The organism is Candidatus Poriferisodalis sp. (genome assembly GCF_965262965.1).
Taxonomy (GTDB): domain Bacteria; phylum Actinomycetota; class Acidimicrobiia; order Acidimicrobiales; family Poriferisodalaceae; genus Poriferisodalis.
The window spans coordinates 2,405,032-2,428,430 of record NZ_OZ253573.1 but is presented as its reverse complement, the minus strand read 5'-3'; the positions used below and the strand labels follow the sequence as shown (position 1 = coordinate 2,428,430).

Here is a 23,399-nt window from a genome sequence, read left to right as displayed (position 1 = left end):
ACCGGGCTGACTCACTTGACTGACTGGACTGGCTGAATTGACGGAGGCTCGCGGAGCGACCGGAACTACCTTGGCCCCACAGTTGCGGCCGTGCCGCCCCGAAGTGTGCGTCGAGGAATCATCATGATCTCAGAAGGGCTCTCGAAGCCGGCCGCTCCGGTCGAGCTTCCGACGGGCTTCAGCTGCCATGTCGGCAACATCGGCATGAAGGACGACACCGACGATGTGATGGTTCTGACGGCCGACCGGTTGGCTGCCGCAGCGGGAGTGTTCACCAAGAGCCTCTTCGCCGGGGCGAGCGTGCACCTCAGCCAGGCCAACGTTGCCGACGGGCGGGCGCAGGCGGTCGTGGTGGTGTCGAAGAACGCCAACGTGGCAACCGGCGAGCAGGGCAACACAGACGCAGCGAACTTGGCACGGCGCGTTGGCGAACTCGTGGGCTGCCAGCCCGATCAAGTGCTGGTGGGCTCCACCGGCGTCATCGGCGTGTACTACCCCGAAGGCAAGGTTGATGCCTATTTTGACCGTCTGGTCGCTGCGCCAGAGGCGGCATTGGCTTCACGGGACGCCACTGCGGCAGCCGCGGCGATCATGACCACCGACACCCACCCCAAGACCGCCAGCGCAGCGGCGGGCGCCGCCACCGTGGTCGGCATCGCCAAGGGCTCGGGCATGATCGAACCGGACATGGCCACGATGATCTCGGTGATCACCACCGATGCCGAGATCGCTCCCGACCGGCTCGACGCGATGCTGCGCCGGGTGTGCGACGTGACCTTCAATGCGCTCAGCGTGGACACCGACACTTCCACCAGCGACATGGTGGTGATGCTGGCGAACGGTGCAGCCGGACCCGTCGACGAGGCTGAGCTGGAAGCCGCCCTCGGTGCCGTCAGCGGGGACCTGACTCGCCAGCTCGCCTTTGACGGCGAGGGCGCCGAGACGCTCATCATGGTGACCGTGAACGGCGCCCGAGACGATGCCCAGGCCAAGCTGGTCGCGAAGGCCATCGTGAACTCGCCGCTGGTCAAGACTGCCGTGCATGGCCGTGACCCCAACTGGGGCCGGGTTGCGATGGCGGTCGGCAAGTGCAGCGACGAGACCGACATCCACCCCGACAAGGTGGTGATCCGTTTCGGCACTCAGGAGGTGTACCCCACGCCGGCCACACCCGAAGCGCTGGCCGAGCTGGAGGCCTACTTGGCATCCGACGAGGTGCTGATCTCGGTCGATCTGGGCGTCACGTCCGGCGGCGGGGGCTCGTTCACGGTCTACGGCTGCGATCTCACCGATCAGTACGTCCGCATCAACGCCGACTACACGACATGAGCCAGCCGCTTCGGTCTGCGGGGTGCGAATGAGTGCGGCTGCCGCCCCGACGGGTGAGCGAGACGACCCGATCCTCGCTCCGCTGAACGCCGGCCAGCGTGCCGCGGTGCTGCACGGCGAGGGCCCGGCCCTCGTGGTGGCCGGGGCCGGCTCGGGCAAGACACGGGTGCTCTCTCACCGCATCGCGCACCTTGTGCACCACCGGGGCACCAGCCCGTTCGGCCTCCTCGCGATCACGTTCACCAACAAGGCCGCGCAGGAGATGCGGCACCGCATCGGCAGCCTCATCGGCCCTGTCGCCGAACGGATGTGGATCTCCACGTTTCACAGCGCGTGCGCCCGCATCCTGCGAGACCACGCCGACGTCCTGGGCTACCCCCGCACCTACAGCATCTACGACCAGGCCGACGCCCGGCGCCTCACCCGTTACGTCGTGCGAGATCTCGATCTCGACCCGAAGCGCTTCGCTGACCGAGCCGTCCACGCGGCGATCTCGACCATGAAGAACCGCCTGATCTCTCCGGTGCAAGCCGCTGAGTTGGCAGAGGTGCCCGACGGCGGCGGTCCGTACGCCAAAGCGATCGGCCGCATCTACTCGGAGTACCAGAAGCGGCTGCAACGAGCGGGCGCCATGGACTTCGACGATCTGCTGATGATCGGTGTTGAGCTGCTGCGGAAGCATCCCGACGTGGCCGAGCAGTACCAGCAGCGCTTCTCCCACATCCTTGTCGACGAGTACCAGGACACGAATCTGGCACAGGTGCGCTTGGTCGGCCTGCTCTCGGGTCCGCCCCGGAACGTGTTCGTCGTCGGCGACTCCGATCAGTCCATCTACGCCTTCCGAGGCGCGGACATCACCAACATCCTCGAATTCGGGGGCGAGTTCGCCAACAGCTCGACGTACGTGCTCGACCAGAACTACCGCTCGAGCCAGTCCATCCTCGACGCTGCCAACGCGGTGATCCGCAACAACCTGGGCCGGCCGGCCAAGAAGTTGTGGACCGATCGGGAGGGCGGCACCCGTCCGATTCGCTACCGCGGCGCCGATGAGGCCGACGAAGCCCGCTTCGTGTGCTCGGAGATTCGGCGAATGCAGGGCGAGGGCAGCATCGACTGGAGCGACGCCGCCGTGTTCTACCGCTCCAATGCTCAGGCCCGGGTCATCGAGGAAGAACTGGTCGCCAACGATGTGCCGTACCAGATCATCGGCGGAACCCGCTTCTATGACCGACGCGAGATCAAGGATGCGCTGGCGTTCCTGCGCGCGGCAGTGAACCCTGCCGATGAGGTGTCGCTGAAACGAGTCGTGAACCTGCCGACGCGCGGCGTCGGGGATCGAAGCATTGCGAAGCTCGACGCACTGGCAGCCCGCGATGGCGTGTCGCTGGTCGACGTGCTCGACCGTCTCGACGACGCAGATGTGCGCGGCGCGGCCCGCGGCGGCCTGCTGCGTTTCCGCGAATTGATGGACCGGGCGGCCGCGTGCGTACCTGATGGACCCGCAGCGGTCCTGGAGTCGGCGCTGGAGGGCTCGGGCTACCTCCAGGAGCTGACGGACGACGGCTCCATCGAAGCCGAAGGCCGACGGGAGAACCTCGAAGAGCTCGTTGGCAGCGCCGCCGATTTCGAGTCGTGCGACGAGTTCTTGGAGCAGGTGTCGCTGGTCAGCGATGTCGACGAGATGACCGACGCCTCGCAGGTGGCGCTCATGACCCTGCACGCCGCCAAAGGGCTCGAGTTCGACGTGGTGTTCGTGACCGGCTTTGAGGACGGCGTGTTCCCGCACTCACGTTCGATGACCGAACCTGACGATCTTGAAGAAGAACGCCGGCTCGCCTACGTCGGCATCACCCGCGCCCGCAAGCGGCTGTACCTGACACACGCATGGAGCCGCATGCTCCACGGCGTCACCAGCTACAACCCGCCGAGCCGGTTCCTCGGCGAGATCCCCGAGTCGCTGCTCGATGACCGCTCACCCGACGTCGGCCGCTACCGCAGCTCGTGGCGCCCGGTCACCAGCGACTGGGGCCGGCCCAGCGAACGCAGCGAATACAACCAGATCAGCGATACGGAGACGTCCAGTCGACGCACCGAACCGCAGAAGGCGAGCGAGCACGACGGCCCGGCCGCGAAAGGGCGTGAGGCGCGCCGCGAGCAGGCGCGTCGCCGAGTGGCTGCCCGGATGGCCGAAACGGCGTCTGCGGACTCGGTCGGTTTCAGCATCGGCGACGACGTGGCGCATCCCACGTTTGGCGCCGGGGTTGTCCAGAGTCTGCGCCCCGACGCCGACGATTGGGAGGTCACCGTGCACTTCTCCAATCTCGGCACGAAGACCTTCGCCGCAAGCATCGCCGGCTTGAAACGCCTGGGGTCCTGACAGCGCACTGACGCCACAGCGCCGGGCGGGGGCAGCACCGTATGCTCCCGGCCGTGGATCTCTTCGAATACCAAGGGAAGCAGTTCTTCGCGAGCTACGGCCTGCCGGTTTCTGACGGCGACGTCGCCTTCTCCGTCGACGAGGCGGTGGCTGCTGCGCAGCGCTTGGGTACGCCTGTCATGGTCAAGGCGCAGGTGCATACCGGCGGTCGCGGCAAGGCCGGCGGCGTCAAGTTCGCAGCGACGATCGACGACGTGCGCACCCACGCCGACAACATCCTGGGACTCGACATCAACGGCCATGTGGTCGCTCGACTGTGGATCGAGAAAGCGTCGGACATCGCCGAGGAGTACTACGCCAGCTTCACGTTGGATCGCTCAGCCAAGAAGCACCTCGGGATGCTGTCGGCGGAGGGCGGCGTCGAGATCGAGGCGGTCGCAGCCGAGAACCCCGACGCCATCAGCAAGGTATGGGTCGACCCCGCGGTCGGTCTCACCGAAGCCGATGCCCGGGCCTGGGTCGAGGGCGCCCACTTGAACCCTGTCGCCACCGACCAGGCCGTCGGCATGTTGTTGAAGCTCTACGTGGCCTACACCGAAGGCGATGCCGACCTCGTCGAGATCAACCCGCTCATCCTCACTCCGGACAACCGTGTGCATGTGCTTGACGCCAAGGTGACGCTGGACTCGAACGCCGTGTTCCGTCACGCCGACTATGCGCAGTACGACGAGACGCAGCCGCGCGACGAGCGCGAGGAAGCCGCCCACGCCAAGGGGCTGCAGTACGTCGGCCTCGAAGGCTCGGTCGGCGTGATCGCCAACGGTGCCGGGCTTGCCATGAGCACGGTGGATGTGGTGAATCAGGTGGGCGGGCGCCCGGCCAACTTCCTCGACATCGGCGGCGGCGCCAATGCCCAGGTGATGGCCAACGCACTCGAGGTGATCAACAACGATCCCGACGTGCGGGCCATCTTCATCAACATCTTCGGCGGCATCACCCGCGGCGAGGAAGTGGCCAACGGCATCATCGGCGCGCTGGAGGCGGTCGACATCGAGGCGCCGATCGTGCTGCGGCTCGACGGCACCAATGCCGCTGAGGGCCGCGAGATCCTGGCCCCGCATCTCAACGACAAGCTGATGATGGAACCGACCATGCTCGACGCCGCCCGTCGAGCCGTCGCGCTGGCCGCGGCGAAGTCGTAGGAGCGTGACGTGAGCGTTCCCCGCAGGGCCGGTCTTTCAACTCATCGTGGTGCGGTCGACTCGGCCGCTGCAGGAGCGTGACGTGAGCGTTTTCGTCAACAAGGACACCAAGGTCGTCTACCAAGGCCTCACCGGTTCCCAGGGCCGGTACTACGGCATGCTGAACCGGGACTACGGAACCGACGTCGTCGCGGGCACCAACCCGCGCAAGGCCGGCACCGATGTGGAAGGCGTCCCGGTGTTCGCCAACTGCACCGAGGCGGTCGCGGCGACTGGCGCCAACGCCTCGTGCATCTTCATCCCCGCGCCCGGCGTCTTCTCCGCCGTGATGGACGCTGCGGAAGCCGGCATCGAGTTCGTGGCCTGCATCACCGAGGGCGTTCCGGCGCACGACGAGGCGCGCTTTTTCAACATGCTGAAGCGCGACTATCCCCATGTGCAGCTGCTGGGGCCGAACTGCCCGGGCATCATCACGCCAGGGGAGTGCAACATCGGCATCACCGCGGGTCACATCGCCAAGCCGGGCGGACCGGTCGGCATCGTCAGCCGCTCGGGCACGCTGACGTACCAGGCGCTGTACGAGCTGCAGCAGAAGGACATCGGCGTCACCACCTGCGTCGGCATCGGCGGCGATCCGGTGCCGGGCACGTCATTCATTGACTGCCTCGAAGCGTTCGAGGCCGACCCCGACACCAAGGCCGTCATGATGATCGGCGAGATCGGCGGCTCGGCTGAGGAAGAAGCGGCCGAGTTCATCAAGAACCACATGTCCAAGCCGGTATCGAGCTACATCGCCGGTGTGACTGCGCCCGCAGGCAAGAAGATGGGCCACGCCGGCGCCATCGTCTCGGGGGGCAAGGGCACAGCTGCGGCCAAGATGGAAGCGCTGCGCGACGCGGGCGTTCGTGTGGGGCTCAATCCCACCGAGGCTGGCGAGCTGATGGCGGAGATCGTCGCCGCGCTGTAAGCCGGTCCGCGTGGGCTCCACGAACCGCACCGTGGTCACCGCTGACGCAACCGGCTTCGCAGACCTGCGCGGTGTCAACGTCGTCACGCCCCGCTGAGCGCAGCCAACATGCACACCGCATGCTCGGTTCGCTCAGCCGAATACCGCCGCCTTCACCGAACCGAAGGCTCCCCACTGCCTGCGTGAAACCCGGTGAGGTTCACAGTGAGGCGTAGAGCTGGAGTAGTGCACTCGCGTGGGCTTGTGGGGCGAGGGCCCCGAGGGCCCCGGCGACGCTTCGGTCGCAGACAGCGTCGACGTTGGTGCGCGCGAGTGCGTCTGCGAGGCCGCGGGCGAGACCGTCGATGTCGTTGGGGGGCACGAGGTGGCCGGTGCTGCTGTCGGTGACGAGGGTGGGCGCTCCGCCGACTGCGGTGGCTACGACTGGGCGCTTGGCGAGCAGGGCTTCGGCTGTGACCATGCCGAAGCCTTCGCGGCGGCTCGGGACGCACACGACTCGGGCGGCGCGGTACCAGTTGGCCACTTCGGCGGGTGCGAGTGCGCCGGTGAAGTGCACGGTGACGTCGCGGCGGACGGCAAGGGCGGCGAGCGTTGATCGGTCGGGGCCGTCGCCGACGAGGACAACGTCGGGCCGTTCGGTCGCGGGCAGGGTGGCGACAGCTTCGATGAGGATGTCGAAACCCTTTTCAGCCATGAGGCGTCCGACGCCGACGACGGGACCGTCGGGTGGCGGCGGGCCGAGATCTTCAAAGCGATGAACGCCGACGGGCATGGAAACGCATTCGATGCGGGGGCCCGGTTTGGCGCGGCTCGTCAGCGAGCTGGCCCACGCTGCGAGATCGTCGGAGACGGTGGCGACGGCGTCGGCGCGCAACAGGACTCGACGGGCCAACCAGCGGTGCACGGGGTTCGTAGTGACTGCCGCGTCGGAGCCGTGGACGTGCACGACACCGGTGGCCCGACGCACAAAGGGCGCTGCCGCGACGGCAACGAGGCCGCAGGGAAACCACCAGTGGCCGTGAGCGACGCATGGGCCATCGGGGCCAGCGCGTCGGCCAAGCTGGCGGACGGTCTCGCGCCACAGCGCGGCGATCATTGGAATCACCCAGAGCGCAGACAGGCCTGCGAGGACCCGGTAGCTCTCGCCCTTGGCGACGAGCGCCTCGACGGCGCGGGGGCCGAAGCGGACGCGCACGACATCCACGTTGCCGACATGGTGACGGGCCGGTGCGTCAGGGTGAGCAGGGCACACAACGGTGACGTCTGCGCCGGCGTCGGCGAGCGCGTTGGCGTGGTCCGCCAAGAACGGCTTGTGGTGATCATCAAGCGACGTCGGAAACCCAGGAGCCACCAGCACCACACGCACCGCCCCAGTCTCGCAAGGTTCCCGCCGGCCCGGCGGCGCGGTGAACGCTCACAAAGCGAATATCGGCCTGTCATCGCCGGCGACGGCGATACCGTGTGACCTGTGAGCGGGCCTTCGCAACATGGACGGCGAACACGCAAAGCGCCAGACGGCGACGCACGGGATGTCGTAGGGGAGTGGCTCGAGGATGGCGCGGCGGAGCCGTATGCGCTTCAAGCGGACCTGACGATCATGATCATCAATGGCGACAGATCGCCACTGACGCTTGAGGCTGCTGATCTCGTCGCTCAGGCGACCGAGACCGGCTGGGCCGATGAACGACTCGTGGCCGCTCTGTCCCATGCGCTACTGCAGGACGCTCGCCGTACATCGGTAGGGGTGAGCGCGGGCGGCTGATTCCTCAGTTCGCGATACCTGCGTTGGGGATCACAAACAGTCCCCACCACACGAGTTGCACGGGAAGCATCGCGAATGCGGTGTAGAGCACCGCGCGCAACCGCATGCTCCTGGCGATCAACGTGATCGCCGCCATGGAAATCACGGCCACTGACCATGCGGCAATCGGGTTCGGCGGATGCGGGTCGTCCCAGTCCCCGATGAGGCCCATCCACACAACGACATTCGAGGAGAACCACACAACTGCGCCGCTGAGAACCCACGCAACGAACTTGCCGAAGAGTCCCCGTTTGTCCACATTTAGAGCCGGCAATTCCGCAGGCGGCTTCGCCGGCACAGGTCGCATCGCCCCAGTCTCGCAGCGGACCTGGCTGGGAGCCTTCCTGGCGGAGCTTCGGCTGGTTCCCGGGAGCGCCGGTACGCTCGGCCGGATGCCAACGGGACGCCCCTCGGGTGGCATCGGAGGCGGCACCGGCACGCAGCGGTGGGTCGGCATCGCCGTGAGGTGGACGCTCGGACTGGCGACCGCGGCCGTGATCATCTGGCTGGCCGTTCGGAACTGGGACGACCTGCGTCAGATCGACCTGAACGTCGAAGCTGGCTGGCTGATCGGGGCGGTCGCTATGTCGTTCTCGGCGACGCTGCTGCTGGCAGCCGCGTGGCGCAAGCTGATCGGCGGCTACGGCACACCGCTGGCGTGTCAGCCCGCGCTTCGCATCTGGATGTTGTCGCAAGCCACCCGCTACCTGCCCACTGGCTTGGTGCCCATCGCTGCCCGTGCCTCCTTGGCCGCCCCGTTGGGCGTCAACCGGGCTGCCGCAGGAGCCTCAGTTGTGGTCGAAACCGCCACGCTCGTCGGTTGGGCCGCCGTGTTCGCAGCGCTGTGGGCGCCAAGTGACTGGCTGGGCACCGCCGGCGGCTGGCTTGTGCGCATCGTGATCGGCGCCGGCGCGGCGGTGGGCTTGGTGACGCTGCCGTGGACGCTCGCGGGGGCCAGTTCGTGGTGGCGGCGCATCGATCGCTGTATGCGCCGTGTGGTGCTCCTGCGTCGGGTAGCTGACCGCATCCCTCCCGACGCGCTCAGTGCGCAACGGTCGACGGTCTGGCACGCGACGTTGGTGTACGGCTCCTCGGTCGTGTTTCGGCTCGTGGCAACGGTGCTGCTGGCCCTTGCCGTGGTGGGAGCCGGTACCGGCGATGTCTGGCTGGTCGCCGGCGCAACGGCGGCCGGAGTGGCGGTCGGCATGGTCGGCATCACACCGGCGGGTCTTGGCGTGCGGGAAGTCGTGGTAGCGGCCCTGCTGGCCGACCGCTTCGGCATCGGCGACGCAGCCGCGTTCGCCATCGCCGTGCGGGTGCTGGAATTCGCCCACGAGCTCGTGTTGTTGCCCATCGCCGCTGCAGCGGGTCGAGCCAGACCGACGACCGCGGCCGACGTCGCTGGCTGAGCGATACGGCGTGCGCACCGGCAGGCTGTAGCGGTGCCGCACCGGGACATGATCGTGATCGGCGCTGGTCCCGCCGGTGCGGCGGCGGCCATGCGTGCAGCGGGCGCCGGTATCGCGGTGACGGCGTTCGAGAAGGCGCCTCCGGGTCGCGACAAGGTCTGCGGCGACGGCCTGACGCCGCGCGCGGTTGCAGCACTGGGTGAGCTCGGCGTTTCGCTCGACGAAGCCCATCGCATCGCGGGGCTGCGGATGATCGCCGGGCGGCGCGTGCGCGAGTTGGACTGGCCGGCGAACGGGCAGTTCGGCCCGTACGGAGCGGTGTGGCCGCGACGCCGACTGGACAGCGCTCTGTGTGACGGCGCCGCTGCGGCTGGAGCCGAGCTGTGCTTTGGTACCGAGGCGCTTCCCATCATCGAAGACGGTCGCACCGTGGGCGTCACGGCCGGAGGCGAGCGCTGGACTGCTGACCTCGTTGTGCTCGCCGCTGGTGCCCAGGGCCAGGCCGCTCGCATGCTCGGCGCGTTACGCGACCCCACAGAGCCGTTCGGCCTCGCCATCCGCACCTACGCCGAGACGCCCCGTCACGCCGACGAATACCTCGAAGCGTGCTTGACACTGCGCGATGCCGATGGCACGGCGGTGCCCGGCTACGGCTGGCTGTTCCCCGCCGGCGACGGCACGGTCAACATCGGCGTCGGAGCACTCAGCACTATGAAGGGCTTCGCGAGCCTGAACCTGAACCGCCTGTGCGACAGCTACCGCGACCTGGTTGTCGACAGCTGGCAGCTCGGCCCGTACCTGGAACGCCCACGTGCCTGGCGACTGCCGATGAGCGCCACGAAGCGGCACGGCCCCGGCTGGGTCGCCATCGGCGACGCAGCCGGGCTGATCAACCCCATGAACGGCGAGGGCATCGACTACGGCCTCGAAACCGGCATCCTGGCTGCCGACCTGTTCACAGTCGACCCGGCGATGGTCGCCGACACCTACGACCGCATCGTCGCTGAGAAGTTCGATGCGTTCCTGCGGACTGGCCGGCGTTTCTCGTTCCTCATCGGGCACCCGCGCATCCTGCGCACGGGCCTGCGTCTCGCAGTCGGCACCGACGCCATCGCCCGCCTCACCCTGCAAGTAATGGGCAACCTCATCGACAACGAGACCCCCGGCACCGCAGGTAAAGTCCTGGCCGCAGCGGATCGGACCCTCGCCGCCGCTGCGCCGACCCTTCGCCGCCTGCACAAACGACGCACCGCCCGCACCCGCAACACGACCACCCAGAACGCCAACTGATGCCTTGAGGGCGCAACGTCAGGGTTGTGCCCGCGAAGCAGAGGCGTCGGCTGAGATCAGGCAACTCGCGCATCGAGCACGAGCAGCTCTGCGTCCACGCGTACTTCCTTGGGGTCAGGCTTGCCCGACGCCGCCAACTCGCCGTCAGGTGTGACAAATCGATGCGCGACCGCCACCCGCCGGCCTGCGTCGTAGTAGCCGACAAGCTGGCTCACCGTGCCCGGCGGTTGCTGAGATGCGGCTGCGGCTTCCGCGCTCGACAGCACGAGTTCATCGAGTTCGCCACGCTCGACTCGCGGGAGGACGATTGCGTTGAAGACTGCTCGCAGTTCCGAGGCCGAGGTATATCGCCTGCCGTCCATCGGCAGCAGACTGCCTCAGCGCACTCGGTAATTCGGAATGAATATTCGATCAAGACTGGCGACAGCCGGCACGTACAATCCTGCTCATGGCCCGGGCCGCCGCGAAGTCGACCACGCAATCGTCATCGCTGCGTGAGTCTGGCGTCGGCTGCATCGAGACATGGCTCGAAACGAGGCGGGCGTCGGTCTACGAGTTACAGGCGAAGCTGCTGGAAGCGTTGGGCGCGACTGAGAGCCCGTCACAGTTGTTCGTGGAGGCGCTGCGAGTCGTCGCAGAAGCCACATCTGCAGGGTGGACCGAGGCCGATGTGCGTTCTTCTGTACAAGAGCTGCTGGCGCGCCATTCCGAAACTGAGCCGGCAACCGCTCGCTGACCCAGAGCCGAGCAACGGCGCTCTCGGGGCACACGGACGGGACTTCGTGGTGCCACCGCTACTGTTCGGGCGATGACTGCGGTGCTTCTGGACGGACAGGCGCTGGCGGAGCAGATCAAGGGCGACCTGCGCAGCCAGCTTGAGGGCAGCGGCTTGCAGCCCGGACTCGGCACGATTCTCGTGGGCGATGATCCGGCGTCGCACAGCTACGTCGGGGCCAAGATCCGCGACTGCGCAGAGGTCGGCATCGCCTCGATTCACGAACATTTGCCCGCCGACATCACCCAGGCTGATCTCAACGCTGTGATTGACCTATTCAACGACGACCCGGCCGTGCACGCCTACATCGTCCAGCTGCCGCTGCCGCGCCAGCTCGACGAGGAAGCGGCGCTGTTGGCCATCGACCCCGACAAAGACGCCGACGGCCTGCACCCCGTCAACCTGGGCCGCCTGGTGATGGGCGTCGACGGCCCGCTGCCTTGCACGCCCCGGGGCATCCAGGTGATGCTCGAGCACTACGGGGTGCAGGTGGAAGGCCGCCACGTCGTGATTGTGGGCCGGGGCCTCACCATCGGCCGACCGATGGCGCTGCTCATGGCGCTGAAACGCCCGGTGGCCAACGCGGCCGTCACCGTCGTGCACACCGGTGTCGCCGACCTCGGCGCGTACACCCGCCAGGCCGACATCGTCATCGCCGCAGCCGGTGTCCCGGGCCTCATCACGCCCGACATGGTCAAGCCGGGAGCCGCAGTGGTCGGCGCCGGCATTACCCGCGAGGGCCGCAAGATCCTCTCCGATGTCGACGAATCCGTGGGCGAGGTGGCCGGCTGGGTGACGCCCCGTCTCGGCGGCGTCGGTCCGATGACCCGGGCAATGCTGCTTTCCAACACCGTCGACGCCGCCCGCGCAGCCCCTGGCTGAGCCCGCGTCTCGACACCACGAAGCCTCGGTTTCGGGTCTCGAACCGCTCGGGCATCCTCCTCGGCCGCGGCGTGGTGCACAACGCCACCTACTCCGCTAGAAACGCCGGAGCCGGGACGAGGTGTCCGCGCCCGAACCGAGCCCGCAACTGACCCAGGGAGAATGCCGTGAACGATGCAGCCGTCAAGAATCCAGTCCGGGTAGCCGTGACGGGAGCTGCGGGACAGATCGGTTACAGCCTGCTGTTCCGCATTGCGTCGGGTGCGATGCTCGGCCCCGATCAGCCAGTCGAGCTGGCGATGCTGGAGATCCCGCCGGCGATGGGCGCGCTCGACGGTGTGATGATGGAACTGGACGACTGCGCATTCCCGCTGCTGGCCGGGCGCAAGGGCACCTCCGATCCGAACGAGGCCTTCGACGGCGCTGACTATGCGCTGCTGGTGGGATCGATGCCGCGCAAGGCGGGCATGGAGCGCAGCGATTTGCTGGAAGCCAACGGCGGCATCTTCACTGTGCAGGGCAAGGCGCTGAGCGACGCGGCGAGCCGCTATGTGCGAGTGCTGGTGGTGGGCAACCCGGCCAACACCAACTGCCTGATCGCCATGCGCAACGCGCCCGACATCGACGACTCGCAGTTCACGGCGATGACCCGCCTCGACCACAACCGGGCCATCGCGCAGCTGGCTAGCAAGGCCGGCATGTCGGTGAATGACGTGACCCGCATGACGATCTGGGGCAACCACTCGGCCACGCAGTACCCCGACATCTTTCACGCCGAGGTCGGCGGCCACAACGCGGCGGCACTGGTCGACGATCAGGCGTGGCTGGAGGACGACTTCATCCCCACGGTCCAGCAGCGCGGCGCAGCCATCATCGGCGCCCGCGGCGCTTCCTCCGCCGCGTCGGCAGCTTCGGCAGCCGTCGATCACATGCGCAACTGGGCCGCAGGCACGCCCGGCGGCGACTGGGTATCCATGGCGATCCCCTCAAGCGGCGACTACGGGGCTCCCGAGGGGATCATCACGTCGTACCCGGTAACGACGTCCGGCGGTGCCTACCACGTCGTCACCGGCCTCGACATCGACGGCTTCAGCCGCGCTCGCATCGAAGCCTCCTGGGCCGAACTGGTCGAAGAGCGCGACAGCGTCGCCGGAATGGGCCTGCTCGGCTGATCTCGCCCGCCCCACCGTTCACGTCAACGAGACGTAGTGAACGGCAATCCCAAGGTTCGGTGCCCGGGCTAGTTTGCCGTCCGCTGTCATCAGTGGAGCATCGACAGCTTCGGCTGTGGCCACATACATGGCGTCGTAAGCGGAGACGTTTTGTCTGTGCTTCCACGCCGAACTCGTGAGAAACCGATGCGAAATGCGATTGATGGGCCACGACGCGAGGTCTTCGATCAATAGCTCAGCCTGTGCGTCGGTGAGCAGCCCTGCGTTGACGTGTCGGCGCAAGGCTGACACGACTTCGGGATCAAGCAATTCTGGAGCGTCAATAGAAGCCGAGTCGAGCGTGCTGGCAAGCGCTGCTCCGACGGGCGATTGCATCAGGTACTCAACTGCCACCGATGCGTCGACAACGTATCGAGTCATGGGACGTAGCGACGTGCGAGTTCTTCATCGCGTTCGCGGCGCACCTCAGCAATCACGTCGGCGGCGCTGATGCCAAGGTCGAACTTTGGCCGCGTCGCCCGACGCTCCAGCCAGTCCCACCGCTCGAGTTCGCGTTCGATGGCCTGAAGCACCACCGCACTCATCGAACAGTTGCGCTGCTGTGCGCAGCGGCGGAGGCGCTCATGGAGTTCATCCGGCATGTTCCGCACCTGAAGGCTCGTCATTGCATGAAGTTAGCATGAAGAATTCATGCTTTATGCCTGCACAAGGCCCAGCGATTTGCGTCGGAAAGACACTGAAATTCATCGGACAAATGTGACACGCCCGACAGTGGCGCGCATCATGGATATCCGATCAGGTGCATCCCGACTCTGCGAGAGGCTCGCCTGTGGAGGGCAGAGTGCGCTCTTGGCCAAGCCTGGGGTTGCGAAGTGCCCATCGATGGCGTCTTCGTCGGCTACATAGGTTTTGGACTCAGGCAGTCACCCCGTCATACCGATTGCCGTTCGGGTCTGTTCTTGGACGAAGGGAGCGGTTGACTCATGGCCAGCGACACTGGTCTGCTCGTGGACGCGGCAATCGAGCGCGTCGTCCGATGGCTCGAGGCGGCTGATCGGAGCATTCCCAAACGGGAACGAGCTGGAGCCAAACGTCTGGCCGGGCTGGTCACCGATGAATCCGCCACCGCATTTGCGATGCGATTCGTCGACCGAGTGGTACGGCCAGAGAACCCGGCCGTCGCCGCTGATCAGCTCGGATCGCTTGTCAACGAGGCACCATTGCCTGCGTTCTTGTCCCCCCTGGATCGGACGCTGCTGCGAGCGGGCGCACGGCTTGGCCGGTGGCTGCCTCGCTTGGTAATGCCGATTGCTCTTCACAGGATGAGGTCGCTCGTCGGGCACCTCGTCGTTGACGCGGAACCCGACCGACTCGCTAGCCACCTTCGTGCGAGGACTCTGGAAGGCTTCGCACTCAATGTCAACATGCTCGGCGAAACCGTCCTCGGTGACGTCGAAGCCAAACGACGGCACCGAGAGGTCCTCGACACCTTGACGTTGCCTGACGTGAACTATGTCTCCGTCAAAGTGTCATCGATCGTGTCCCAGCTGAATGTCTGGGATTTTGATGGCTCACTCATGCGCGTCTCGGAGGCTTTGCGCCCGCTGCTGAGAGCGGCGGCGACTACGCAACCCGCCACTTTCGTCAATCTCGACATGGAGGAATATTGCGATCTGGAACTCACAGCAACGGTCTTCCGCACGCTTCTCGATGAACCTGAATACGCAGATCTCGACGTAGGCATCGCATTGCAGGCCTATCTCCCGGACTCATTCGAGACGCTGAGGAACATTGTCGAGTGGCACAACCGCAAGGCCGCCGCAGGTCAGCGGCGTGGCACCATCAAGATCCGTTTGGTGAAGGGTGCGAATCTCGCGATGGAGCGAGTTGAAGCGGCCATACACGGCTGGGTTCAAGCTCCGTACGCCACAAAGGCCGAGACCGACGCGAACTACAAGCGCTGTCTCGACTGGGTTCTCGCCGAAGATCGCACGGCGTCAGTCCGGTTAGGCGTGGCCAGCCACAATTTGTTCGACGTGGCATGGGCCGACTTGCTTGCCGGCCAGCGCGATGTCCGTCACCGAGTGGAGTTCGAGATGCTTGAGGGCATGGCTCCCGCTCAGGCAGCGCTGCTCCGCCGTGAGCGCCGAAGTGTGCTGCTCTACACCCCCGCAGTCGCCGAGAGGGACTTCGACGTAGCGATCAGTTATCTCTTCCGGCGCCTAGAGGAGAACGCTTCCGACGAGAACTTCATCCATCATCTGTTCGGCCTTCGGCCTCGAAGTGCCGCTTTCGAATCTGAGGCCCGCAAGTTCCGGACCGCCGTTGCGCAACGCTGGGCCGTCGGCAGCTCCCCGCGCCGCCACCAAAACCGCCGCCGCGGACCCCAAGCCGTCCAATCAGGTATCGGATTCTTCAATGAAGCCGACACCGACCCAGCTCTGGCAGATAATCGGGTCTGGGCACAGGATCTACTGCGCCAGGCTCTGAGCAACGACGGGAGCGACCCGATCGCGACCGTCACCCGAGAGCTGGCGACCGTCGATTCCGTCGTGAACGCGGCCGCCTCCGCGCAGCAGGAGTGGGCCGCCACACCGGCGAGCGAACGCCGTGAGTTCTTATGGCAAGCGGCCGCAGAACTGAGCCGGAGGCGGGGTGACTTGGTAGCCGCGATGATTCGTGAAGGCCACAAGACGATGGCCGAAGCGGATCCGGAAGTGTCCGAGGCAATCGACTTTGCCCGCTGGTACTCCGAATGCGGGCGCGGCTTGACGGAATATCGACATGCCCGGTTTCAGCCATTCGGCACCGTGCTCGTCGTGCCGCCGTGGAACTTCCCAGTGGCCATTCCGGCTGGTGGCGTGTTTGCGGCGTTGGCAGCGGGCAATGCGTCCATCCTCAAGCCCGCGCCCGAGACACCGGGCTGCGCTGAGTTGCTGGCCCAGTGCTGCTGGACTGCGGGCCTGCCCCCCGGGTTGGTCGGTTTCATCCGGACTCTTGACGACGAAGTCGGACGCCACCTGGTCAGCCATCCAGGCGTGGATGCCGTCATCCTCACCGGCGCGCACGACACGGCACGCATGTTCCAGTCGTGGAAACCCGACCATCGGCTCTTTGCAGAAACGTCAGGCAAGAACGCCATGGTGATCACGCCCAATGCCGACATCGACTTGGCAGTGGGCGACCTTGTGTCATCGGCCTTCGGACATGCTGGCCAGAAGTGCTCAGCTGCCAGCCTGGCGATCTGCGTGGGAGACGCCTACACGTCCCCTCGTCTGCGTCGCCAGCTCGCCGACGCAGTGAGGAGTATTGCCGTCGGCGACGCGACGAACATAGCCACCACGGTGGGGCCGCTTATCCGTCCGCCCGAACCCCGACTGCTGCGTGCGCTGACACAGCTCGACTCCGGCGAGGAATGGCTCGTTGAGCCTCGACAGATCAGCGATCGATCGTGGACACCCGGAGTGCGGATCGGTGTGAGGGCCGATTCGTGGTTCGCCAGCACCGAGTGCTTCGGCCCAGTGCTTGGACTCATGCGGGCCGAGTCGCTCGACCACGCCATCCACATGCAGAACTCGAGCCCCTTCGGACTGACTGGGGGCATCCATACGCTCGACCCGGAGGAGATCCGCCGCTGGACCGATGCCGTCGAAGTCGGCAACGCCTACGTCAACCGTGCCACGACTGGCGCCATCGTGCGGCGGCAGCCCTTCGGTGGATGGAAGCAGTCCTCGATCGGCCCCGGTGCGAAGACCGGCGGACCGAACTACGTGTCTCAGCTCGGAACGTGGCACCCCGTAGATGCCGGTCTCGGTGACGACGAATGGCTGACAACGGCACGCGCTAGCGACGAGAAAGCGTGGCAGGCTGAGTTCGTCGCCGAGCACGACCCGTCGGGTTTGTTCTGCGAGAGCAACATATTTCGCTACCGGCCGCTGGCATCGCTGGCGCTTCGCGTCGAAGCCGATGCTGCTCCTCGAGACGTCGAACGCGTGCGTATCGCGGCAAGTCGGTGCGGTGTGCGGCTGGTCGAGTCACACGCCCCCTCAGAGTCGAGTGCCGAATTCGCTGCGCGGCTCAGTTCGCTTGGCGTCGAGCGCATGCGGCTGGTGGGAACCTGCAGCACCGATATAAAGGCGGCTGCAAATGACGCCGGCGTGCACATCTGCGGAGATCCGGTGACTGCCGAGGGCCGTCTTGAGCTAGTCCACTATCTCCGCGAGCAAGCGGTCAGCCAAGCCACACACCGCTACGGCAATGTCTTCTTGGCAGGGCCATAGCGACGACGTCGTGGAGAGGGCGCGAGTCATGGCAGGAGAGGATTCCCAATCGTTCGATGTGGTCGTAGTCGGTGGCGGCATTGCCGGAATGTCAGCTGCATTCGCCCTGGCGCAGCGTGGTCACGAGGTGGCTGTGGTCGAGCGGGAAGCGACGCTGACCGCTCACAGCACGGGCCGTTCGGCAGCACAGTTCTTGGCCTCCTACGGCGAGCCGGCGAACCGGGTGCTGAGCGCTGCGTCCCGGGACTTCTTGGCCTCCGATGCCGATGGTCTCGCCGACAATGCCGTGCTCGTGCCGCGCAACGTCTTGTGGGTGGCGCCAGCCGGATTCGAGGATCATCTGGTCGAACGGGTCGACGCCAACCGGGTCGCCGCGACCGAGTGCGAGCTGATCGATGCCGCCCGCACGATCGAGATCTGCGCTGCGCTCGACCCCGATTGGCTCGCCGGGGGCGTTATCGAGTACGGCGGCTTTGACATTGACGTCGCCGGGCTGCACCAGGCCTACGTACGGGGCGCCCGTGCGAGTGGCGTGACGATCCTTCGGGACCACGGCGTGCGTGGGCTCGACCGGCAGGGCAGCAGTTGGAAGGTCGAGACGGGCAGTGGTTCACTGAGCTGTGATGTCGTGGTGAATGCCGCTGGCGCATGGGCTGATGAAGTGGCAGCGGTGGCGGGCACCGAGACCTTGGGCATGCAACCGCTCCGGCGCACGATCTTCACCTTCTCGACCGGTCATAACACCGATGAGTGGCCGCTCGTGATTGCTGCCGATGAAACGTTCTACTTCAAACCCGAAGGACCGAGCCAGCTGCTGGGATCGCCAGCCGACGAGCATCTCGACAGACCGTGTGACGCTCGGCCGCGCGAGATCGACGTAGCGGTCGGCATCGAGGCCGTCAACCAGGCGACGAGGCTCGAGATCCGCTCGGTTCGCTCGACGTGGGCCGGTCTGCGGACATTTGCGCCAGACCGCGTCCCCGTCGTCGGGTTCGATCGCAATGTCGGGGGCTTCTTTTGGTGCGCCGGCCAGGGTGGCACGGGGATACAAACCGCACCGGCCATTGCCTCGCTAACAGCCGACTTGATCTGCGGCGACAGGCCCGCTGGCGGCGTCGGAGACCTAGAGGCCGAACTCAGTGCCGAGCGATTCACCGCCTGAGCAGTGCTTGCTGCACAATTGACGACACTGCACCAAGCGAATTGCCCAAGATTCGGTGGTGAGGCCTCCACATAGTGTGCTTCTCGACTCCCGCTGCACGAGGAGGCGAGATAGCAGATGGCCCGGATCTTGTGGATCAATCCTGTAGGCACTGACGCCTACGACGCACCAATTGGGGCAGAGCTGCGTCGCGAGGCCGCACCGACGACACGCGTTGATGTCTGCTCGCTTCCCGATGTCGGCCCCCAGCATCTTGAGTGGAATGCGCTCGAGGCTGTCGTTGCCGGCCCGACGATGGGCGTGGTGCGCTGGGCTGCCGAGCAGCGAGCTTACGATGCCGCAGTCGTCGGCTGCTTCTACGACCCCTTTTTGCGCGGGGCTCGGGAGCTGGCAGGCCGAATGGCAGTCACGGCCCCCGCCGAGGCCTGCCTGCGCATAGCTGCCACCATCGGCGAGCGAGTCTCCATCCTCGTCGGCCGCCGCAAGTGGATCCCCGAAATGCACGAGAACGTCGTGAAGTACGGCTTTGGTGAGCATCTGGCGTCGTTTCGAGTCCTGGAAATGAGCGTTGACGAGTTTCAAGCCGATGCAGTGGAGACGCAGCAGCGCATCGTGCACGAAGCCGAACGCGCCGTGCGCGACGACGGCGCTGACGCAGTTGTGCTGGGCTGCACCATTGAATTTGGCTTCTACCGTCAGGTGCAGGACAAGATCGGCGTGCCCGTCATCGATGCCATCACCGCCCCGTTGCGATACGCAGAGTTCCTTGCAGAACTGGGAACAGATCATGGTTGGCGCACGAGCCGAGCGGGCGGCTACGAGTCGGTGCCTGCGCGCGAGCTGGGATGGATTCCGATCGTGGAGCCGGTTCTCGACGCGGACCCGCGTCCCGAGCCGGCGAAGACATCGTCCCACCCGCCTCCTGCGTCGTGAACATAGACAGGTCTTGCCGCCGAGACTCGTTGGACCGACCACTTGAGGGACACGCCATGGAAACGCTGACAGCCGACGACATCGAAGCACTCTGTCTCGGCGCGACCCTGCTGGGCAGCGGCGGCGGCGGAGACCCCTACATCGCCAAGCTCGTCGCCCACCAAGCACTCGAGACCTACGGTCCGGTCCAGGTGGTGAACGCCGCGGACCTGCCGCCCGATGCCCTAGTGCTCACGACCGCGGTGATCGGCGCTCCAACCGTGATATTGGAGAAGATCCCCGCAGGCACCGAATACGTCGCCGGCGTCCGGGCGCTTGCTTCCTACCTCGGAAAGGAGCCCGCGGCGATCATGCCCATCGAGGTCGGCGGATGCAACACCTTGCTCCCGATCGCCACAGCTGCCGAGATGGGCCTTCCCATCGTCAACGCCGACTCGATGCGCCGGGCCTTCCCGCAGATCGAAATGACGGTCTTCACGCTTGCCGGACTGCCGGCGGGGCCGTTGTCTGTCGCGGACGAGAAGGGCAATCAAGCCGTCTTCGAGACGACCACAAACCATGTTGCTGAGACACTGGCCCGCACCACGGTTATCCAGCTGGGACTCGCCAACTCCATCAGCTGCTATCCCCTCACTGCCGCGCAGGTGGCGGAGCACGCGATTCAGGGCTCGCTGACCTACTGCACCGAAATGGGCCGACTGCTCCAAGCCGTGAAGGACGGCGCCGTGGGGGCGTGGGAGCGCTTCTTGAGCGAGTCCGGTTCGAGAAAGTTTTTCACCGGCAAGGTGATGGACCTCGACAGGCGAACCACCGATGGCTTCGCCCGCTCCACCGTCATTCTCGAAGATCTCGACGGTCTCGACGCAACGATGCGCATCGAGGTGCAGAACGAGAATCTCATCGCGTTTGTCGACGGCGAACCCGCCATCACCACACCCAACCTCATCTGCCTGCTCGACTGCGAGACCTTCGAACCCATCACCACCGAGGCATTGGCGTATGGAAATCGGGTGATCGTGATCGGCATGCCGTGTGCACCCGAATGGCATCAAGACGGGATGCTCGACCTCGTCGGGCCTCGGGCGTTCGGCTACGACATCGACTTCGTGGAGCTTCCAGCATGAGCACGGTCGACGAATTCCGCATCGGCATCGACGTCGGGGGCACGAACACCGACGCGGTCGTCATCGACAGCGCCGGCAATGTCGTCAGGGCGGTCAAGGTCGCCACGACCCCCGCACCCATCGAGGGCATCCGTGAGTCCCTCGACGAACTGCTCTCGGACGTGGAAAAATCGCTGGTCGCCAAAGCGATGCTCGGCACGACCCACCCAACGAACGCGATCATCCAGCGACAAGGGCTCGACACCGTGGGCGTGTTGCGCTTGGCAGCACCCTCGTCACTGGGCGTGCGCCCCGGCGCAGCATGGCCCGCTGACATCCGAGACATGGTGATCGGCGCCTCGTCGATCATCGAAGGTGGCAATGAGTACACCGGTGCAGAGATTGCGCCGCTCGACACGGATGCCGTTCGACGATTCGCGGCCGAGGCCACCGCCGCGGGTTGCACAGCGATCGCCGTATCGGCTGCCTTCAGCCCAGCCACCAGCGACCATGAGCTGCGTGCTGGCGACATCCTGGGCACCGAACTCGGCGCGGCCTTTCCGGTGTCGCTGAGCCATCAGGTGGGTTCGCTCGGCCTGCTGGAACGCGAGAACGCCACGATCCTCAACGCAGCATTGCTGAGCGTGGCGTCCAACGTCGTGAACGGTTTTGGAGAGGCCCTTGCCGCTCATGATCTCGCCGTCGACGCCTACCTCACACAGAACGACGGAACACTGCTGACTGCGGCTGAAGCTGGGCGCTTTCCGGTGCTGACACTGGGATCGGGGCCCACAAACTCGATGCGAGGCGCGTGCGCACTGGCCGGGGTGAATGACGCGGTCGTCATCGATGTGGGCGGCACATCGGCCGACGCCGGAATCTTGGTGGACGGCTTCCCGCGTGAGTCGACCGCCGCAGTCGAAGTAGGCGGTGTGCGGACCAACTTCCGCATGCCGGACCTGATCTCCATCGGACTCGGCGGCGGCACCATCGTGCGCGACGCGCGGGCTGGCAACGGTTCGGATCTCGTGATCGGCCCCGATTCAGTCGGCTATGCCGTGGCCACCGAAGCCATCTGCGTCGGCGGCGAGACCTTGACGCTCTCGGATGTGTCGCTGGCGTCTGGGCGCCTCGACGGTTTCGGCGACCCGGCGCTGGTCCAGCATCTCGACACTGGTCTCGTCCGCGACACCTTGGCGTGGGTGGATGACCAAGTGTCGATCATGAGCGATCGAATGAAGTCGAGCAGGGCCGAGATCACGCTGCTCGCGGTCGGCGGAGGCGCTCACCTCATCACCGAGCGGGTGCCCGGGACCTCACAGGTCCTCAGGCCCCAGCACTACTCGGTCGCAAACGCGTACGGGGCCGGCATCGCCGAGGCTTCGGGGACCGTCGACCGCGTCTACAGCTATGACCGCACGAGCCGCGAGGAGTGCCTTGACGATGCGAAGGAGCTCGCGGCGAACTCTGCGGTTCGATCAGGTGCCCATCCCGACCGCATTCGCATCACCGCGATCACTGAGGTGCCGATGACCTACGTGCCCGGCGGCGGCTGCCGGGTCCTGGTGAAGGCCGTCGGCCCGCTCGCTTGAGATGTGCATGCGACCAGCTCGCCCTCTGCTCTGCGTCCGGGGTCATCCCGGTGAGGATGCGTCACGGTGACCTCCGAAGAGGCTGAGCGCGCTCACCTGCCGATCGCCGATGCCCACAACGACCTGCTGTTGGCGTGCATGCATCGCAAAGAGCGCGGTGTTGCCGATCCCTTCGGTGACGATTGGCTGCCAGGCCTGCGAGTGGGCGGCGTCGTGTTCCAAGTGCTCCCCATCTTCACCGAAGAGCAATTCGTCGGCGAGGCCGCGCTGCGGCGGACGTTGGAGATCATCGCCCTCGCCCATGAGATCGCTGACCTGCACCGGGCAGATGTCGCCATAGTCGAGCACGGTTCTGACATCGACCCCGTCATCGACAGCGGCCGGATAGCGTTGCTGCTCGCCCTGGAGGGCGCTGAGCCCATCGGCTCGTCGCTCGCCATGTTCGAGACGATGTCTCGCTTGGGGGTGCGCCTCGCATCGCTGACGTGGAATCGGCGCACCATGCTGGCGGACGGAACAGCGGAAGCGGGTACCGGAAGCCGGCTCTCTTCGCTCGGCATTGAGGCCGTCGCTGAGATGGAGCGTCTGCAGATGGTGCTGGACGTCAGCCACCTTTCTGACGCGGGGGTGCAGCACATCGCCGAGGTGGCGGTAGCGCCATTTGTGGCAACTCATTCCTCATGCCGAGCGCTGTGCCGCCACGCTCGAAACCTCACGGATGTCCAGATCCGAACGGTGGCGGGCTCCGGCGGGTTCGTCGGGATCAATGCCTTCGGGCCGTTCGTGTCGGAAACGGCACCCACGCTCGACGACTTCATCGACCACATCGCCCATGCAGCACGCGTCGCCGGCGACGATCATGTAGGCATCGGCGCCGACTTCATCGACGATCTTGTTCGCACCGTTAACCCGATACTCGGCCGTCAACTCTTGATCGACCCCGATGAAATCTCCTTCATCGACGTTCTGAAAGCACCAGCCGACTTCGCGGGCCTGTCGAGCCGCCTGGTTGAGCGATTCGGGGTGCATCGGGCACTCCGATTCGCCAGCGCGAACATGGTTGATTTCTTTCGAGCGGCAGTGATCTGACGCGAAGGTCCTACGGCGCGACACGATGAGACTGAT

21 protein-coding genes are annotated in these 23,399 nt (G+C 66.0%); 16 read left to right on the top strand and 5 right to left on the bottom strand.

The genetic code is table 11. The features are described 5' to 3' along the window. The first annotated feature begins 123 nt into the window (after positions 1-123). The 4 genes from argJ (at position 124) to sucD (ending at position 5,875) form a co-directional block, all read left to right on the top strand. Positions 124-1,329 carry a bifunctional glutamate N-acetyltransferase/amino-acid acetyltransferase ArgJ gene (gene argJ / locus ACQY5K_RS11570; RefSeq protein WP_428115329.1) on the top strand — a complete coding sequence of 402 codons (1,206 nt, stop codon included), beginning with the start codon at positions 124-126 and terminating at the stop codon, positions 1,327-1,329. A 28-nt stretch (positions 1,330-1,357) separates the two neighbouring features. Continuing rightward, positions 1,358-3,706: an ATP-dependent helicase gene (locus ACQY5K_RS11565; protein WP_428115326.1), complete on the top strand. Its 2,349-nt coding sequence runs from the start codon at positions 1,358-1,360 to the stop codon at positions 3,704-3,706. A 53-nt stretch (positions 3,707-3,759) separates the two neighbouring features. After that, the gene (gene sucC / locus ACQY5K_RS11560) at positions 3,760-4,908 is read left to right on the top strand and encodes an ADP-forming succinate--CoA ligase subunit beta (protein ID WP_428115323.1); all 1,149 of its coding nucleotides are present in this window, start codon (positions 3,760-3,762) and stop codon (positions 4,906-4,908) included. 82 nt (positions 4,909-4,990) lie between these two features. Further along, positions 4,991-5,875 (top strand): succinate--CoA ligase subunit alpha, encoded by an 885-nt coding sequence (sucD, locus tag ACQY5K_RS11555; RefSeq protein WP_428115320.1) that lies wholly within the window; start codon positions 4,991-4,993, stop codon positions 5,873-5,875. A 199-nt stretch (positions 5,876-6,074) separates the two neighbouring features. Here sucD and ACQY5K_RS11550 read toward each other — a convergent pair whose 3' ends face one another. Beyond that, positions 6,075-7,241: a glycosyltransferase gene (locus tag ACQY5K_RS11550; RefSeq protein WP_428115318.1), complete on the bottom strand. Its 1,167-nt coding sequence runs from the start codon at positions 7,239-7,241 to the stop codon at positions 6,075-6,077. A gap of 102 nt (positions 7,242-7,343) precedes the next feature. Here ACQY5K_RS11550 and ACQY5K_RS11545 point away from each other — a divergent pair, with 102 nt between their 5' ends. Further along, complete coding sequence (locus ACQY5K_RS11545; protein ID WP_428115315.1) at positions 7,344-7,637, top strand: hypothetical protein; 294 nt, start codon at positions 7,344-7,346, stop codon at positions 7,635-7,637. Between the two features lie 4 nt (positions 7,638-7,641). On the opposite strand, the gene ACQY5K_RS11540 is transcribed toward ACQY5K_RS11545, so the two are convergent. Further along, positions 7,642-7,983 carry a hypothetical protein gene (locus ACQY5K_RS11540; protein ID WP_428115314.1) on the bottom strand — a complete coding sequence of 114 codons (342 nt, stop codon included), beginning with the start codon at positions 7,981-7,983 and terminating at the stop codon, positions 7,642-7,644. 85 nt (positions 7,984-8,068) lie between these two features. On the opposite strand from ACQY5K_RS11540, the gene ACQY5K_RS11535 reads away from it, so the two are divergent. Together ACQY5K_RS11535 and ACQY5K_RS11530 are read left to right on the top strand one after the other, a co-directional pair. Next, positions 8,069-9,085 carry a lysylphosphatidylglycerol synthase domain-containing protein gene (locus ACQY5K_RS11535; protein ID WP_428115311.1) on the top strand — a complete coding sequence of 339 codons (1,017 nt, stop codon included), beginning with the start codon at positions 8,069-8,071 and terminating at the stop codon, positions 9,083-9,085. A gap of 33 nt (positions 9,086-9,118) precedes the next feature. After that, on the top strand, positions 9,119-10,375 hold the full coding sequence (locus ACQY5K_RS11530; RefSeq protein WP_428115308.1) for an NAD(P)/FAD-dependent oxidoreductase: 1,257 nt from the start codon (positions 9,119-9,121) through the stop codon (positions 10,373-10,375). 56 nt (positions 10,376-10,431) lie between these two features. Here the strand turns inward: ACQY5K_RS11530 and ACQY5K_RS11525 are convergent, their stop codons facing one another. Beyond that, positions 10,432-10,737 (bottom strand): hypothetical protein, encoded by a 306-nt coding sequence (locus tag ACQY5K_RS11525; protein WP_428115305.1) that lies wholly within the window; start codon positions 10,735-10,737, stop codon positions 10,432-10,434. A gap of 86 nt (positions 10,738-10,823) precedes the next feature. Between ACQY5K_RS11525 and ACQY5K_RS11520 the strand changes: the two genes are divergently transcribed. From ACQY5K_RS11520 to ACQY5K_RS11510, 3 genes are all read left to right on the top strand, one after another. Then, positions 10,824-11,111 (top strand): hypothetical protein, encoded by a 288-nt coding sequence (locus ACQY5K_RS11520; protein ID WP_428115302.1) that lies wholly within the window; start codon positions 10,824-10,826, stop codon positions 11,109-11,111. Between the two features lie 72 nt (positions 11,112-11,183). Then, positions 11,184-12,032, top strand: a complete 849-nt coding sequence (locus ACQY5K_RS11515) for a bifunctional 5,10-methylenetetrahydrofolate dehydrogenase/5,10-methenyltetrahydrofolate cyclohydrolase (RefSeq protein WP_428115300.1) — start codon at positions 11,184-11,186, stop codon at positions 12,030-12,032. 167 nt (positions 12,033-12,199) lie between these two features. Beyond that, entirely contained in the window at positions 12,200-13,204 is a 1,005-nt protein-coding gene (locus ACQY5K_RS11510) for a malate dehydrogenase (protein WP_428115297.1), read from the top strand. Positions 13,205-13,222: 18 nt separating this feature from the next. Here ACQY5K_RS11510 and ACQY5K_RS11505 read toward each other — a convergent pair whose 3' ends face one another. Next, positions 13,223-13,624: a type II toxin-antitoxin system VapC family toxin gene (locus ACQY5K_RS11505; RefSeq protein WP_419921322.1), complete on the bottom strand. Its 402-nt coding sequence runs from the start codon at positions 13,622-13,624 to the stop codon at positions 13,223-13,225. Then, positions 13,621-13,869, bottom strand: coding sequence for a FitA-like ribbon-helix-helix domain-containing protein (locus ACQY5K_RS11500; RefSeq protein ID WP_428115294.1), 249 nt, complete (start codon positions 13,867-13,869; stop codon positions 13,621-13,623). Before ACQY5K_RS11500 ends, ACQY5K_RS11505 begins: the two co-directional genes overlap by 4 nt. Before the next feature lie 318 nt (positions 13,870-14,187). Here ACQY5K_RS11500 and ACQY5K_RS11495 point away from each other — a divergent pair, with 318 nt between their 5' ends. From ACQY5K_RS11495 to ACQY5K_RS11470, 6 genes are all read left to right on the top strand, one after another. Further along, positions 14,188-17,484: a bifunctional proline dehydrogenase/L-glutamate gamma-semialdehyde dehydrogenase gene (locus ACQY5K_RS11495; protein ID WP_428115291.1), complete on the top strand. Its 3,297-nt coding sequence runs from the start codon at positions 14,188-14,190 to the stop codon at positions 17,482-17,484. A gap of 28 nt (positions 17,485-17,512) precedes the next feature. Continuing rightward, complete coding sequence (locus ACQY5K_RS11490; protein WP_428115288.1) at positions 17,513-18,646, top strand: NAD(P)/FAD-dependent oxidoreductase; 1,134 nt, start codon at positions 17,513-17,515, stop codon at positions 18,644-18,646. Positions 18,647-18,763: 117 nt separating this feature from the next. Continuing rightward, the gene (locus tag ACQY5K_RS11485; protein WP_428115285.1) at positions 18,764-19,579 is read left to right on the top strand and encodes an aspartate/glutamate racemase family protein; all 816 of its coding nucleotides are present in this window, start codon (positions 18,764-18,766) and stop codon (positions 19,577-19,579) included. 56 nt (positions 19,580-19,635) lie between these two features. Next, a complete protein-coding gene (locus ACQY5K_RS11480) occupies positions 19,636-20,703 on the top strand; it encodes a DUF917 domain-containing protein (protein WP_428115282.1) in 1,068 nt (355 codons plus the stop codon). Beyond that, positions 20,700-22,274, top strand: coding sequence for a hydantoinase/oxoprolinase N-terminal domain-containing protein (locus ACQY5K_RS11475; RefSeq protein WP_428115279.1), 1,575 nt, complete (start codon positions 20,700-20,702; stop codon positions 22,272-22,274). Before ACQY5K_RS11480 ends, ACQY5K_RS11475 begins: the two co-directional genes overlap by 4 nt. Before the next feature lie 66 nt (positions 22,275-22,340). Then, a complete protein-coding gene (locus ACQY5K_RS11470) occupies positions 22,341-23,363 on the top strand; it encodes a dipeptidase (protein ID WP_428115277.1) in 1,023 nt (340 codons plus the stop codon). Positions 23,364-23,399: the final 36 nt, after the last annotated feature.